13 protein-coding genes are annotated in these 15,915 nt (G+C 45.5%); 11 read left to right on the forward strand and 2 right to left on the reverse strand.

Annotation, left to right across the window (positions count from 1 at the left end):
- Positions 1-586: 586 nt before the first annotated feature.
- A complete protein-coding gene (locus H6F86_RS09380) occupies positions 587-1,300 on the forward strand; it encodes a Crp/Fnr family transcriptional regulator (RefSeq protein ID WP_190448330.1) in 714 nt (237 codons plus the stop codon).
- A 394-nt stretch (positions 1,301-1,694) separates the two neighbouring features.
- Positions 1,695-2,093: a hypothetical protein gene (locus H6F86_RS09385; protein WP_190448331.1), complete on the forward strand. Its 399-nt coding sequence runs from the start codon at positions 1,695-1,697 to the stop codon at positions 2,091-2,093.
- 46 nt (positions 2,094-2,139) lie between these two features.
- On the opposite strand, the gene H6F86_RS09390 is transcribed toward H6F86_RS09385, so the two are convergent.
- Positions 2,140-5,220 carry a PAS domain S-box protein gene (locus tag H6F86_RS09390; RefSeq protein ID WP_190448332.1) on the reverse strand — a complete coding sequence of 1,027 codons (3,081 nt, stop codon included), beginning with the start codon at positions 5,218-5,220 and terminating at the stop codon, positions 2,140-2,142.
- Positions 5,221-6,212: 992 nt separating this feature from the next.
- Between H6F86_RS09390 and H6F86_RS09395 the strand changes: the two genes are divergently transcribed.
- The 3 genes from H6F86_RS09395 (at position 6,213) to H6F86_RS32160 (ending at position 7,804) form a co-directional block, all read left to right on the forward strand.
- Entirely contained in the window at positions 6,213-6,656 is a 444-nt protein-coding gene (locus H6F86_RS09395; protein ID WP_190448333.1) for a DUF4383 domain-containing protein, read from the forward strand.
- Positions 6,657-6,759: 103 nt separating this feature from the next.
- Entirely contained in the window at positions 6,760-6,969 is a 210-nt protein-coding gene (locus tag H6F86_RS09400; protein WP_190448334.1) for a chlorophyll a/b-binding protein, read from the forward strand.
- 256 nt (positions 6,970-7,225) lie between these two features.
- Positions 7,226-7,804 carry a WGxxGxxG family protein gene (locus tag H6F86_RS32160; protein ID WP_190448335.1) on the forward strand — a complete coding sequence of 193 codons (579 nt, stop codon included), beginning with the start codon at positions 7,226-7,228 and terminating at the stop codon, positions 7,802-7,804.
- Between the two features lie 634 nt (positions 7,805-8,438).
- On the opposite strand, the gene H6F86_RS09410 is transcribed toward H6F86_RS32160, so the two are convergent.
- Positions 8,439-9,227 (reverse strand): SAM-dependent methyltransferase, encoded by a 789-nt coding sequence (locus H6F86_RS09410; protein WP_242033441.1) that lies wholly within the window; start codon positions 9,225-9,227, stop codon positions 8,439-8,441.
- Between the two features lie 589 nt (positions 9,228-9,816).
- Here H6F86_RS09410 and nuoB point away from each other — a divergent pair.
- From nuoB to H6F86_RS09440, 6 genes are all read left to right on the forward strand, one after another.
- Positions 9,817-10,560 (forward strand): NADH-quinone oxidoreductase subunit NuoB, encoded by a 744-nt coding sequence (gene nuoB, locus H6F86_RS09415; protein ID WP_190448336.1) that lies wholly within the window; start codon positions 9,817-9,819, stop codon positions 10,558-10,560.
- Between the two features lie 4 nt (positions 10,561-10,564).
- Complete coding sequence (ndhI, locus tag H6F86_RS09420; RefSeq protein WP_190448337.1) at positions 10,565-11,179, forward strand: NAD(P)H-quinone oxidoreductase subunit I; 615 nt, start codon at positions 10,565-10,567, stop codon at positions 11,177-11,179.
- Positions 11,180-11,628: 449 nt separating this feature from the next.
- Positions 11,629-11,868: a hypothetical protein gene (locus H6F86_RS09425; protein WP_190448338.1), complete on the forward strand. Its 240-nt coding sequence runs from the start codon at positions 11,629-11,631 to the stop codon at positions 11,866-11,868.
- Between the two features lie 655 nt (positions 11,869-12,523).
- Entirely contained in the window at positions 12,524-13,273 is a 750-nt protein-coding gene (gene ubiG / locus H6F86_RS09430; RefSeq protein ID WP_190448339.1) for a bifunctional 2-polyprenyl-6-hydroxyphenol methylase/3-demethylubiquinol 3-O-methyltransferase UbiG, read from the forward strand.
- Positions 13,274-13,753: 480 nt separating this feature from the next.
- Positions 13,754-14,566: a beta-carotene ketolase CrtW gene (gene crtW / locus H6F86_RS09435; protein WP_190448340.1), complete on the forward strand. Its 813-nt coding sequence runs from the start codon at positions 13,754-13,756 to the stop codon at positions 14,564-14,566.
- A 405-nt stretch (positions 14,567-14,971) separates the two neighbouring features.
- Entirely contained in the window at positions 14,972-15,772 is an 801-nt protein-coding gene (locus tag H6F86_RS09440) for a DUF4142 domain-containing protein (RefSeq protein WP_190448341.1), read from the forward strand.
- Positions 15,773-15,915: the final 143 nt, after the last annotated feature.

Here is a 15,915-nt window from a genome sequence, read left to right on the forward strand (position 1 = left end):
AAGGATGCCCTGTTAGGCACCCACATATACTATTTTCGCAGCTATTTAGGATTCATTACTCAGAATTTAATTGTTATTGCATGATCTGAACCGATGTTGCTGGTTCAGCCGATTCAGTGATCTGTTTCTGAAAGCGAGCGCTTCACTTCAGGCGATTGCTCAATCTCGATCTAAGTTCTGAACCTTAAAAGTCATAGTGCGTAGTTCTGGTTGCTGTTCTCACGCTACTATGTCGCTGCGCTAAAAATAAGAGAGGTACAAGGGTAGCTTTTATATACTTAGGTAGGAGGGCTAAATTAAGCATTCCTGAGAAACTGAGTTTCGGCTGCGCTCAACCTATTGGCACACAGAACTAGGAGCATTGAGACCTCGGCATAAGCGCTCAGTCGATCGCGAAATCGAGATGCGTCCTATAGACAGTTGCACCTAGCTACTTAGCCATTTATATGTAGTGACCGCACTAATAGTCATTTCTTGGATTGCAGTCACTTTTATTTGCGTAAACTACATCTTGATTGATTCACAAAGCTGTAGCTTACTTATCTAAAACTTACCGTAATTTTCTCTCTTTATCGAAAGGTTGTATATGGCACCTCAAAACCACTTACTTAATGCCTTGCCCCGTACGCTATATGAGAAGCTTGATCCTCATTTGAAGCTGGTGCGTCTGGAACGGGGGCAGCGTATCCACGAACCGGGTGCGCCGATCGTTGACCTTTATTTTCCTCTGGATTGTGCGCTCTCGATCACCCTGAGTATGCTGAATGGGGATACGGCTGAAACGGGTATTATCGGCAAGCGAGAAGTACTCGGCATCAATGCCTTTATGGGTGGTAGAGAGACGACGCAGACTACTTATATTGTGCAGGTTGCAGGTAGTGCTCTAAGACTAGATGCAAAGGTGCTGCTAGATGAATTTGATACCAATAAGGAAATGCGCGATGTAATGCTGCTCTATACTCAAGCATTCATTGCCCAGATTTCGCAGACAACTGCCTGTAACACTCTCCACAGTATGGAGCAACGTTTTGCACGTTGGTTGCTAGAGGTTCAAGACCGTATGGAACAGCCTACTCTCAGGCTAACCCAGGAATTTATCGCAGAAATGATTGGTGTACGTCGTGCAGGTGTTACCCAAACAGCCCAAAGATTTCAGGAGGCTGGTCTTATTCGTTACCATCGTGGTACTGTTGAAATCCTTGATTTGCCAGGGTTAGAAGCTTCTGCCTGTGAGTGTTTCAGGATGGTTAAAGACGAATACGATCGCTTACTTGGGGAAATACCAAGCCTTTCTGCATAAGGATAAGACTGCTGCCTGCTGCTCAAAGCCTTCTTACCCAATACCCCAATTATTTATATATATATGCAAATGACGCTCAGTGTTTAATGTAGATGATGCGTAAGCTTCGTAAAACGCTCTTTAGCTGCTTCTACTCTAGCGATCGATTAATCGTAAAAGTTAAACCAGAATAAAGCTCAAACCTTTTCTCTTTGGGAAAGCACATATGAATATGAGTCCATACATCTGGTGTTAAATTGCTACAGTACAAAGTCGTATTGAGAGCAGGCTCTATAGCAACATGATGAATGGAAACCCTTGCTTAAAGGAGATTCAAGGTGGATATCTGTCCTAAAGTTTTCTTCGACTGCTATAGATCCTTGGCTGATGATTCTTTAGGATGAGCTAGTACAAGATGAGTACCGATCAACAGCCTCCAGTTATCCTGATTGTTGAATCAGATGACGAGGTACGACCAGCCCTAGTGCATAATGTGCAGCGATGGGGTTACCGTGTCATCGTGTCACTGGATGTTAAAGATGCAATCGAGCGGGTTAGAGAAGGGGCACTAAAGATTGAGCTTATTTTGATTAACCAGGTAGGGCAGTCGGTCGACCAGCTACTTGATGGCGGTCGAGCAATTCGTCAGCAGAGTGCAGAACATTCTATCAATGCCTTTATTGTGGTGCTGGCAGAAAAGTATGGGGAAGATCTGGAAGGTCAAGATGTTCAACTTGGTGCCTATGAATACATCACCTACCTCGAACATGGTGACCAGTTGATGGAACTTCTGTATCGTCTATGTCCTGTTTAGGGCATTTAGTTCTCATTCCTTGGCAGAAGTGGTATAAGGGTGTTTTTTAGTCGCCATCAAGTGGTTGATTTAACTGTTGTTGAATAATCTGAATCAAGGTTTCTGGTTCGACTGGCTTGGTCACGTGTTCCTGAAACCCTGCCGCGATCGCCTGCTGTCGATCGACTTCTCCAGCGTAGGCAGTCAGCGCGATCGCCAGCACTTGCTTGCCTTCCACCATTGACCGAATTTGCCTGATGAGGTCGTAACCATCCATTTCAGGCATACCGATATCGCTGATTAGCACGTCTGGTTTTGTTTGGGCGATCGCTTGCAGTGCATCGCTTGCAGATGGCACCGAGGTCACAATGGCACCATTTTGCTCCAGCATGAAGGTGATAAAGTCTCTTGCGTCTGGCTCATCGTCAACCACCAGCACTTGCATACCGGTCAGGCATGAGGCATGAGGCATAAAGCACACAGGATTGTCTTCAACTTTCGTCCTGTCATTCTCTCTTAGCAGTGGTAGCCTGACAGTAAACACGGCTCCCTGCTCTTCACCGGAGCTATCTGCATACACTGAGCCGCCATGCAGTTCGACCAATTGACGGACGATCGCTAACCCTAACCCTAACCCGCCAAACGAACGGGTTGTCGTGCTGTCGGCTTGCCGAAACGACTCAAACACATACGGCAGGAAAGCGGTTGGAATCCCCCTACCAGTATCGCTGACAGTGATTTGAGCAAAGGCGGGGGAGTATGCAGAAGAGAGTGATGCTTGAGACGAGCGATCGCCGCTTAGCGCTTCTGCTTTCTGACCCCCAACTTGCTCCAACCGGATTTCTACTTGACCGCCCTCAGGCGTGAACTTAACGCCGTTAGACAGCAAATTCCACATTACTTGCTGAAGGCGTACAGAATCTCCTAAAACCTTGATGGACGGACGGTTAGAGGAGCGAGAAGAGAAAGACGTTTGCGCTCTAGCAGGTTGCGACTCATGGTTCCTTTCGCTCTCAGTCGCAAGTACAAAGTTCAAGGCAACGCCTTTAGCCTCTGCTGCCAGCCGCACGGTTTCCATAGCCGCTTCAATAGTGGTGATTAGATTGATGGGAACCTGATTTAAGGTGAGTTTGCCGCGCAGAATTCGAGAGATGTCTAACAAATCTTCAATAAGCTGCACCTGTAATCTGGCGTTACGCTCGATCGTTTCTAGTGCCTGAGACGACTGCACTGCGTCGAGCCTACCATTACGAAGTAAGCCAACCCAGCCCAAGATGGGATTGAGGGGCGATCGTAGCTCATGCGATAACACTGCCAAAAACTCATCCTTAATCCGATTAGCGGTTTCGGCTGCCTCCCGTGCTGCCTGCTCATTGGCAAGTAATTGCTCTCGTTCGTGCTCTACCTGCTTGCGATCGGAAATGTCGATAATGATGCCGATCATACGAGTCGGCTGCCCATCACTAGCGTAGGAATATTGCCCTCTCGCTTCTAGCCAGTGCACTGAGCCATCGCGCCACCTACAGCGGTACTGGTGGTGATACTCTACCTTTGCCTCCAATGTCTGGTGCAAGGCTGCTTCGGTTACCGCTAAGTCCTCTGGGTGAATACTGTTCTGCCAGGCGGTGTAGCTAGGTTCAACCTCACCTGGCTGTAAGCCTAGTAGGGTAAAGTGCCCTTCTGACCATCTAACAACGTTGGTTTGCAGATTCCAATCCCAACTGCCCATGCGCCCAACGCTAAGAGCAAGCTGGAGCCGAGCTTCACTTCGGCGCAGGTCTTCTGCCGCCTGTCGCTGAGTTGTTTTGTCCTGCAAAATTTTGACGAAGCCTCGAACTTCACCGTCTTCATCATTCAAGGGCATGACAATCCCACTACCCCAAAAACGGCTTCGATCGCGTCGCAGATGCCACCGCTCGTTTTCTTTTCGCCCTTGAGTCAGGGCAATATGCAGTTCTCTTTCATGCTCTCCTAGCGCGGCATCTTCAGGCGTAAAGATAATGCGTCCAGTTTGTCCTACAATCTCGGCTTCTTCGTAGCCCAGTATGCGTTGTGCGCCTGAGTTCCAACTGGTTATGTTTCCTTGGAGATCGAGAGTAAAGATGGCATAGTCTTTAGCACTCTCAATGATCAAACGCAGACGCGCCTTTTGCTCACGCAGCGCGTTTTCTGACTGTTGACGATGGGCTTCACCCCGTTTGCGATCGCTAATATCAATCAAAAAGCCATCCCAAACTAGCCCCTCATTGCTGCTTTCTGGGCGAGAACTACCCTGAATCCACTTCAACTGACCTGATGGCGTTGTCACCCGTCCTTCCCACTGCCAGGGTAATGAATTTTGAACGGCGCTAGTAATAGAAGTTCGTAAAGTCAGTGCATCGTCTGGGTGAAACAATGACCAAAGAGCGTTTGCATCTTGAAGGATCACTTCTGGCTCTAATTCAAAAAGCTCACGGGATGCAGAACTAATGTAGCTAAAGATGCCAGTATCACCGTGATAGCGATACACCATTCCAGGCATATTTCTAACTAGCGTTTGCACCCGAGATTCACTTTCATGTAAAGCTCTTTGTCGCTCTTCAGCAATTTGTCGGGTCTGAGCGCTGGACAACGCCACGGCAAGAAACGCCGCCAGATTGGTTAAAACCTGCGCATCTTCATGATCGAACTGTCGCTGCCCATCGTGGGTCACAATCCAGATCGTGCCAACTGGTTTCTCTTCTAGTAGAAGTGGCACTACTAACTCTTCAACTGCCCACGGTGTAATCGCTTGTCTGGCAGTGAAATAGCGTTCTGGATGGGAAAATAGTTGGGCGCTCCTTAGCTCTAGACAAATACCGCAAGTGCTGTCATCAAGGGGAAAGGTAGATCCTTCAAACCGATCGTAGGCTCCAGCAAGGGCAGCCCAGCGGACAACTTGTCCCTCTAGGGTTGCTTCTAGCAGGCTCACTCCGGCTGTTCCTGCTTGACACAGATCTTTTGCAATCTCAGCAAAGTGATTCAGGAGTATATGAGGTGGCTGTGTAAGATGTTGCCCCAGCGATCGCAGTATTTGAATCTCAGCCTGTAAGTTTAGTTCGTGGGGCGATCGTGAGGACAACGCCTCTGTCAGCAAAACATCGCTTAGAGAAATACCTTCATCACTCATGTTTCTACTTCCACTCCCTTAATAAAGAAGGGAAGTCTCCCTGATGTAGTCGAATAGTTAGCAGTTGAATGACAGTTAAAGAAAACGTGCTTAATTTAGCAGCTTTACCCTGAATTTTTTTCACTTATCTACAAAAAAACAGCTTTCTCTATTCATTACTCTACCAAACGTACTCCTTACCTGAGAGATCAGGAATTAGTAGCTATAAAAAATCTCTGTGTAACATTTATACAGGAAGCAATCTTTTAGTGTGTAAAAAGGTGTCTGCCGCTTTCATCTGTTTTGCGACAGAACGTTTATCAAGAGTAAAAGTAGCGAAAAGCACATCTCTTAGTAAAAATAGTAGGAAAGGAATTTAATGACGATCGTTGCCTCTTAAATTATTGCTCTGTAGGCTAAAAAGACTAACGACGAAAAGCTCAGTTGTGTTGACAGAAATACACTGTATTTACAGCTTAATAGTTTTGAAGAGTGATTAAGCTTAAATATGGCGTAAGACGAAGCACAGTTGCCATCAAGCTTGGTCACGGTTGATCCAGTCGCAGAGCAAACTAGGCGTTTCCAGCCCTAAACCGTAACCAATCGCTTGTATTACAGTTGCTACAAGCATAAGGACGTTGGATTGAAACGTTCCCTTCTTCGGTTAAACGCTTGTGCTGAAGCCCTCGTACTCTGTTATTACCAATCTGACTACTGCGGGCGTTGTAATCTTGCTTACCACCAAGCTCTATACCAAATTACGACCAAGGACATAATTATTTTTAACAGATCTTCACTATAGGGAAGACGTTAAGAAACTAAACCTGCACTTGAATAGGAGCATGGAAGCAAGGCGAATGTTTAGACAACGCTCGATCGCTTGCCCATTGAAATCCATTAACGCTTTAACCCGTCTGCACCATTCGTTCTATGCCTTCAATCCAGGCTTGATGGCTGCTGGTTAAACGTTTGCCAATACTTAGAAAGAACTACTGTCAGGAGTTAAAGACGCTATGCAAACCCCCTCTACTGAAGGACCAATCCGTACTACTGCCCTCGTCCTAGGCGTTATGTTTCTGCTCATGGGCGTGATTGGCTTTCTACCCAATTTTGTTTCTGTGCCTGAAGATGCGGTCTCCACAATGGGCTTCGGCTATCTCTTAGGGCTGTTTCCCACCAACTACCTCCATAACGCTATCAGAATTTTGGTTGGTCTTTGGGGCATTGCTGCTTCTACCAGCTTGGTTGGCTCCATTACTTTCAACCAAATTTTTGCAGTGCTTTATTTTGGAGAAGCGCTTTTGGGTCTCTTCCCTGGTGCAAATACTCTCTTTGGCACGATGCCGATCTATGGCAACAACGTCTGGTTGAATGCTCTGACTGCGGCAGCAGCAGCTTACTTTGGGTTCGTTAAGCCAGCGGCAATGAACAAAAGTGCAGGAACACCCACCGCATAGTTGAACACCAGTTCGTTTGACTGCGTTTCTAACGCTTGCATCACGCAATTCCACTTCCACAACTGAATTTCATCACTGAAGCCCACTTACTGAGGAAAAAAGAATGGTAGCTCCTAATACAACCAAACCCAGCACTCTACCCCTAGAGTCGCCTGAATATAACGGGGTCGATCGTAACGCCTGGTTCTTTGGCTGGAATGCACAGCAAGAACTATGGAATGGACGGTTGGCGATGATTGGCTTCACTGCTTACCTGCTTTGGGACTGGGCTGGCTATAGCGTCGTCCGCAACGTTTTGCATCTAGTTAAATAGGCGATGCTGCAATGGCTTTTGTAGTCGGACATTAAATGATAGGTGTTTCTAACTACAGTCTGCCTTGCTCAGAAGTCTACACTTCAACCTGTTTAATCTGCCTACTTTGCTAGAGGTAGACGCGACTCCACAACACTATTCTCTTAAAGGATAGTTCGCTGAGCGATCGTGCGTTCCAGAGCTTTTTGCTCATAATGCGATCGCTCGTATAAGTCGACCGTCCACACGAATAAACGCATAACAAGGAATCGAAATCATGAAACTTTCAGACTTAACTAAAGCCGCTTTGGTCGGTGCTGTAACCCTTAGCCTGGGTACGCTTCCCCTTGCATTCTCTGCTTCTGCTCAATCAGGTGGTACTTCACCTGGCAGCGCTGGCACCACAACTACACCTGGTGGCAGCGGCACAACAACGACTGATCCTACTGGCACTGGCACCACAACCTCACCTGGTGGCACGACAGGCACCACAACTGCACCAAGTGACACTGGCACCACAACCTCGCCTGGTGGCACGACAGGCACCACAACTGCACCTGGCGGCACTGGTACCACGACTGCACCTGGCGCTAGCGGCATGGATACTGCTCCTGGTGGTACTGGCACCACAACCGCACCTAATAGCACGACTGGCACAAGCGCTAGCCCCTATGGTACAAACTCTGGCGCTACCACTAATCAGGGTGTGCAGACTGCAGAAGACGACAATGATGGTTTTGATTGGGGTTGGTTAGGTTTATTAGGTCTAGCAGGTCTAGCTGGCTTGCGTGGCAAGCAGCACGAGCCTACCGCTTACCGCGAACCCGATCCCAGCACCCGCACTGGTATCCGTTAATCGCTGACCTTTAATTACATTAATAGTAGGTGACAGTAAGCAGGTAGGGCTAGATGCCCTACCTGCTTATTTCGGTGTATGTAGAAGGGCTAAATTGAGCACTACTTAGAGGCTAGGTTTTGACGTTGACCTTTCTATCAAAATTCCTCTACGTAATTAAACGCCTGCACGAAATTCCGTGCGCCCAGTGTCAATACTTTACGTATAACCACAGCTTGAAATGTACTGTTCATCCTTATACTGCTTTGACCAAATCAGCGATCGGCTGCCGTGACCAAGAGTATTGATGGAGCATGATCGCTCCTGTCCCACCTACAGCCAAAAAACTAGCCTTGCTTCAGTACGTTTTATACTTAGGCAAGACTAGTTTTGCGTTTGTAAATGGAAGTTTTATCTGCTAGGCACTTATAGGCTCTAGGCAGTAAGATAACGGTGCTTGCTCAACTGCGGTGTATATTGGCAAGTATTCAGGCAGCAGGAATCAGAAATTGATCCACTGCTGCCGCATTCTGAGTGCTGGCTCTCGATGCTTCCTAAATTGCTTATACTACTCCTTTAGGAATCGCTATAGCCACGCACGATTTATTTAATGGCTACCTGACCCGGACTCTAAGCTTTCCAACTTTTTTCTCTTTTACAAAGCCGTTAATACTTGCATTAACTCAGGTGCTAAATTTGTCTTGGAAAGGCTTTGTTTTCTAAACAAAACGCCCGCTAGAAGATAAATCTTGCTGGAATAGAATGCTTGACGTTTTTGACGTAGAGCCGCAATGCAATTCTTCACTTTTGGTTCAGAGCTATAGTAGCCGAACTGCAAGGAAGTTATCATAAAGTCGGCAACAGCGTAGCCATTTTCTGAAGCGGCAGCGATCGTCCCCACAGGGTTAGAGTAGCTGGAGACCAACTGCATCACATTTGGATAGCCCAACGTTAACAAATGGTTTGTAATAGTGGCTCCATCAACGCCCCCATGCAGCAAGGGCATACAGATATCATTATCTGGCGCAGGCAAGTAGGGGGGATTAGCAACTAAGTAGGTTGCCTCTGGCTTTTTAGAGTCAAAAAATGATTCATTATGAACAACATATTTGTGGTTAAGTCCACACTGCTGGATACGAGAGTGAGCAACTTTGTGCGCTGAAGCGTTTAACTCATAGCCATGAATAATGCCGTTAAACTGCGTTCTCAATAGAGAATTAATGATGGGGCTACCATCACCAGAGCCAAACTCGATCACAACGTCAGAGCTTTTACAGTGGTTAAAAACCAAACGTTCTAAACAATGGGAATAAAAGTGAGATTCTTCAGGGCAGGAAAAGACCTCATTGTGAGTAAAAGCATTTTGAGCCACTGTCTCGCGTGCTTGCCCAGCATGAGCCACTGCCTCACTTGCTTGCTCAGAACGTAGTAAGATTCCAGTCAATGTAATGTCCTCGAAGTATAAAAGTCCAAGAGTCAGGTTTTACCCATATACTCATAGTGATCTATACTTCCTGCCAAATTTACTGGCTAGGGGGAGGTTTTTACGTAGCCAAAAGAGGTAGCTTTTCACAGCTTAAAACTGTAGCCTCACTTACATATTTTTATGCCTGTAGGCTTTATAGCCAGTTAATGACGTTCTTCAAAAAAGAACAAAGCAGACATAGAGTAGAACCCATATTTTCAAGATTAAAGCCTCTGTCTTTTGACCTGATGCTAAAAGATTCTAATCTGCCATAGTGTATATTTCCCGGCGAGAGAAACTATAAGTGCTATGGATCTTTGGAACTAACCGAGCGATCCAACCGCTCCTTACTTAAGGAAGATGGCAGAAGTTGGGGGTTACTATGTACTGCATCCACTAATTAAAGAAGTGCTAGGTTCACTAAGCAAATCAGTATCGCTTTCTAAAACGGTTCTTAGTATTCATCTGCACAGTTAGCTTTAATTACTACTCCTTCTCGTGATAGAAGGCTAAGTTAAGAGCAAATCGTTAGCGTTTGAGAACCATCGTAAGCTGTGCGGAAATTGTTATGACTCTCAGCGATCGCCCGTCCGATTTTGTTTCTGCCGACGACATTATTAGCCCTGCTAGCTATCCTCCGATCACACAGCAATTGTCTGAAAACGTGATTCTGACAACGCTGGATGATGTTTATACTTGGGCGCGGCTTTCTAGCTTATGGCCGCTTTTATACGGTACCGCCTGCTGCTTCATTGAGTTCGCAGCGTTGATTGGCTCCCGGTTTGATTTCGATCGCTTTGGGTTGATTCCCCGTGCCAGTCCTCGTCAAGCAGACCTAATTATTCTGGCAGGCACACTCAACATGAAGATGTCAGCGCCAACGCTGCGGTTGTATGAGCAAATGCCAGAGCCTAAGTATGTCATTGCGATGGGAGCCTGCATGATCTCAGGTGGTATGTTCAGTGCTGATTCTCCGACCGCTATCCGTGGTGCTGACAAAATTCTGCCGATCGATGTCTATATTCCCGGTTGCCCACCACGACCCGAAGCTATTCTCAACGCCATTATCAAGCTGCGTAAAAAGATTGCTAATGAGTCGTTAGAAGAACGAGGCATCACTCGGCAAACCCATCGGTACTATACGATTCCACACCACATGAAGCCGTTAGCCCAAGCTCATGACAGTCTCTATTTGCGATCGCCAACTCGTGAAAAACCACCCGCCGAGTTAGCAGCAGAGGCTGGCATACCTTTGCCAGAACTTCTTCAACAGTGGCAGCCTCAAAAAACTGGTGACGGCTCAGGAGCTTAAAGACGTGTTCAACTTTCTCAGACAGGTTAGCAATTACACCAAAGAAACGATTCAAGCGGCTCGGTATATTGGGCAAGGGCTTTCAGTCACATTCGATCATCTCAATCGGCGTCCGGTTACGGTTCAATATCCTTACGAAAAGCTGATTCCCTCAGAACGTTTTCGAGGGCGAATTCACTTTGAATATGACAAGTGCATTGCTTGTGAAGTATGTGTGCGAGTCTGCCCTATCAATTTGCCTGTAGTGGATTGGGAATACAATGCAAAGACAAAGAAGAAGCAGCTAAATCACTACAGCATCGACTTCGGTGTTTGCATTTTCTGTGGCAACTGCGTTGAGTTTTGTCCCACAAACTGCCTCTCGTTCACAGAAGAGTATGAAATGGCTGTGTACGATCGCCACGAACTGAATATGGATAACGTGGCACTGGGTCGGCTGCCTTACAAAGTTACTGAAGACCCAATGGTTACACCTCTGCGAGAATTAGCTTACTTACCAAAAGGGGTAATGGATCCGCATGATCTGCCTGCCTCGGCACGCCGCGCTGGTAAGTTTCCTAGCGAAATCCTAGCAGAGCAGAAGGTAGAGGAAAAGCAAGAGCGATCGCCATCAGCCTAACTGTTAATTGAATTGTGACTGAGATAGCCTGCGATTAACAGATTGCAGGCTTAAATAAATTTGACTTTGGAGCACTACACGTATCGCTGATTGTTGTATTTAGCTTAAGCCAGCTTAAATTTCTAAGCAGATTTATACAAAGTTGGTCTAAAGCCAAAGTTAACTGCTCTTTTTAACTTTAATTTCAGTTCAGGCGAATTAAGTCCAACCAAAGAGCTTACTCAGGTAAACTTATGGCGCACTAAAGCCCCTAGATCTGGCTCCATGTTCGTTTGCTATAGGCGAGTCTGACAAGGATAAGCCTATTGTGTTTAGGTATACCTGCTGCAATTACTTTTGCTTTAACTGCTTCTTGATTTAGTTGCACAAACAGTTACCTCCAAGGGTATAAAGCTCGCAAAAAGCTAAAAACTAGTGTAATAGAACAACCTATTTATGAGTACAGAATAATGGCAACAAATAGCCCTCCAGACGATCGACCAGAAGAGGGGAAATATGACCCTCAAGATAATCCCGGTACTCAAACTCATACCCCAACTACAGAGGAGGGTAATACCCCACTTGATGAACGTTATCGTATGACGGGGCAAGAAGCTGATACCGAAACACGCTCCGGTGCCGAACCCGAAGCTGCCGGAGGCGACGTTAAAGTTGTTGGCGGTCCCAATCAGGGTACTGATTCTCGCTAAAGTGATTCCTTTCAACTGTCAGTTATACCAGTCCCTCTTCAAACGCTACAAACAACAACTCCTCTGTCTATCGTTTCCCTTTCATAAAGGGGCATAAGGGTGCTTAATCAAAGAATGTGTAGCTAGCACTTTTTGCATTAGTATTAAGCCTTGACAAAGAGGACTTTTTTTGAAGTTGCTCTATGTTTTCTGTCTATTAAGGCTGGATGTAAGTAGACGCACCTCACTTTAAAGAGCTCCAGAAAGTATTTTCATAGCTTCAATATGGCGACAGACTAAATCTGCTGTCGTTTAAGCTGTCATAAAATAGTATAGATCGAGTTAGAATAGCTGTTTCTAATTAAGCTAGATCACATTGTTTAAAGACAATTAGCTGTTTCTCTTGATATACAGTTCTAATCACAGCGTGAAACCACAGGTAGAGCAATAACAATTTCCATCCAGTTATAAGAGACAGTAGAAATAGCAGGGTTGAGAAACAATGATTCTGCTCTATAAAACAGAGATGCAATGGCATGAGCCAGAGATGGAATAAGCGCTCGCTTAATAACGAGCTTAAGATAACCTGTTAAACAAGCAAATCGCTTTGTAAAAGTAAGCCTCGTAAAAAGTAATTAAAGCTATATGGCAATAATAAATTGCCAGGCAGCGAATTATGATCAGAAATGATTTGGAATACTACGACCGACATGCTAGTACCTGGTGGGAAGAAGGTCAAGTTTTGCACCTTTCCAACCACTTTAATAAAACTCGTTTTGAATTTACAGCAGCGTATATTTCTAGCTGGAAAAACTTGAACGTTCTGGATGTTGGCTGTGGTGGCGGACTGGCGTGTGAAACACTGGCTCGTGCAGGCGCGATCATGTCAGGGCTTGATCAATCAGCGCAATCGATCGCGGCCGCCCAAGCTCATGCAAACCAGAATCACCTAGCGATCAACTATCGCGCAGGAAACGCAGAGCACTTACCCTATCCAGATAATACGTTTGATTGTGTACTTTGCTTTGATGTCTTAGAGCATCTTTCTAATGTCAGCAAGGTGATTGCACAGATTCATCATGTTTTAAAGCCAGGCGGTTTTTTCTTCTTTGACACTATTAATCGAACTCTAAAATCGAAAGTAATCATGATTTGGCTGCTAGAAAATATTCTTAAGCAGCTTCCTCAAGGATTTCATGACTGGAATAAATTCATACCACCTCAGGAACTGACAGAAGTGTTGGCAAAAAATGGCTTTAGTCAGGCTGAAATAAGAGGGTTTGATGTCACCAATCAGGCTGATTTTAGGATGTTTCAAAAGATCTTGAGCAAAGGTCTGAAAGAGTATCAAAGAGACGGCTTGTTTCCAATACAACTAAATAATGACGTTTCTGTCTGCTATATCGGCAAAGCAATTAAACAATAAGCCATCTGGAACGATAGCTAAGTTTGTAGAAAAAAGCTGTAGCGGCAAACCTTGTGAAGTGAATTTGGTCAAACTTAGTAAAACCTAGCGCTGCTATATAGCGCTTCTATTTAGATAATGAGAATTACACTGATATGAGCAATCAGCAGTCAGCGGTTAGCAGCCAGCAAAAAGATGGATCGCTGACCGCTAAATGATTCAGTCTTGCTCACAAATGATTTAGGGGTGCTATAGCTTCCGTTAATTTTGCTCTGCTCAATGTCAACCTACGGAAAAGCAGAGGTTTTAGGCATTTTGTTAGTTAATTAAGCGGAAAAACAGATTTAGAACTTTAGCTATAGTGATACAACTAGACAAAAGATATACAAAAGTTAACAAATAAGCCGCTAGGATTCAAATAGAAAATCAATAAGCGTTCCATCGGTTGTTTTTTCTGCGATCGCTAGAAGCTTATTCTCTGGTACTAAGGAATTATTAGGCGTGGTTCAGTCAACATCTTTTCAGGCAAAAGCAAAGCAAACGCTATCGTTTAGAGCTAAACAGTTAGAATCTCCCATTCGAGAGCTAAATCCTCAACCCTGGAAAGGGCTTGTTATTTCAGGGGTGATTTTAACTACGTGGCTAGTTAGCTTCTCATGGCTGCTTTCAATCAATGTTTCTACCATGAACCTTTGGATGCTTGCTGCTGCTTTTATCTGGCAAACCTTTTTATATACTGGTTTGTTCATTACTGCTCATGATGCAATGCATGGGACCGTTTTTCCTACCAATATCAGAATCAATCACGCTATTGGTGCTTTAGCAGTAATGTGTTACGGTCTATTTTCCTACCAAGATCTTTTGAAAAAGCATTGGCTACACCATAAGCACCCTGGTACCGAGCATGATCCCGATTTTCATCGTGGTAATAGCTTTAGCCTGATCTGGTATCTGCAATTTATGAAGCACTACTGGAGCTGGCGTAGGATGGCAGCATTAGTACTGCTATTTAACGGAATTCACTTTTTTCTCCATGTTCCTGAACTGAACATGCTGCTGTTTTGGGTTCTTCCTTCTATCTTAAGCTCGGTGCAGCTGTTTTATTTTGGTACGTATTTAACTCATCGTGAGCCAGAGGGAGGGTATACCAATGCTCACCGCGCTAAAAGTACCAATTTTTCTATCCTTTGGTCGTTTCTTACCTGCTATCACTTTGGCTACCACCAAGAACATCATGAATATCCTCAAGCTCCTTGGTGGCAACTGCCTAAAATTTATCAGCTAAGGAAGAAGCTCTCTTCTCAATACGGGTAGCTTTTCTTCCACTCGCCATAATATTGCTCTATGGATTGCGCTTGTGAACATCACCGCTGTCTTGCAGAGCTTTTATATTTTGTTCCGGCAGTTTAAAGATGGCGATCGTGTCCCTTGAAGCAACATCTTTACATCACAATTTAATAAGCGAACACGTCTCCAGAGAGAGGGATTCCCATTTAAGCAAACCACTATTGAAGAAGTGACCTTTTTATAGTAATTGCGGTCACCGAGCCAAGCGCTGCTCAGCCAAAACATGACTAACGGTTACACAAGCAGCAGAGCAGCATTGAGAGTTGAGAGCAAAATGTTTTTCAAGATGCCTGAGTAGTGCTGCTAGCTCCTGACCGCCTTAACTATAAATTGCACGTTAGCAAATCTCAGTAGCATTGGAACGTTTTCATCATGATTAAACGATTTCTCCTTACGATCGCTTTTATTGCAATCGGGTTGTTGACATCCTTAGGAGTCAACGCAATCTTTCAAGGAAATCAAGCTGTCAATGCCCAAACTGCCCCTGGTACGCAAACTGTCCCTGGTGCCCAAACGTCGCCTGGTAGACAAACTGCACCGGGTCAGCAAACTGCCCCTGGTCGGCAAACTGCGCCGAGTCAGCAAACTGCCCCTGGTCAGCAAACTATCCCTGGTGCCCAAACTGCCCCTGCACGCAGCAATGCTCAATCGAATGCTATTGACCGAGCCTTTGTGATGGACGCAGCTCAAGCTGGGGTTGGTAACATTCAATTGGGTCAACTGGCGCTACAGCGAGCCTCTGCTCCTCAGGTAAAGCAGTTTGCTCAAGCTGAAATTAATGAACAAACACAAGCGAAGACCGAATTAGCGCGCATTGGTCCACAGATTGGCATTACGCCTCCTACCACTCCTGCACCTCGTCATCAGGCTGCTTTAGCACGGTTATCCCAGCTTTCTGGTCAAGAGTTCGATCGTGCCTATCTAGATGAAGGCGGCGTTAATGCTCACTTAGAAAATGCGTCTATTTATCAACGCGAAGCTGCCTTTGGTCAAAACCCAGACCTGCTAACACTTGTTAACAAAGGACTGCCTACTATTCGGCAACACTTTGAAACTGCAAGCACTTTGACTAACTATAAGTTTGCTCAAGTGCCTCGCAAATATAACAATACCCAAGGCGGCTCAGGTGCCTCACTACCGCAGGCTAGTCCTGCACCTGCAAGAGCACAATAGTAGCCTTGCGCTAAAGCATCGCAATACTTTGTAAAGAGCAAAACTGCCCCCATTCTGTTAGCCATCGCTAACAGAATGGGGGCAGCGTTGTGAACTGGTAGCACGCAGATTAATAAATAGGCTCTGATATTGGCTTATCTGCT

The sequence above is a fragment of the Phormidium sp. FACHB-592 genome (assembly GCF_014695795.1).
Classification (GTDB): Bacteria; Cyanobacteriota; Cyanobacteriia; order Leptolyngbyales; family Leptolyngbyaceae; genus Stenomitos.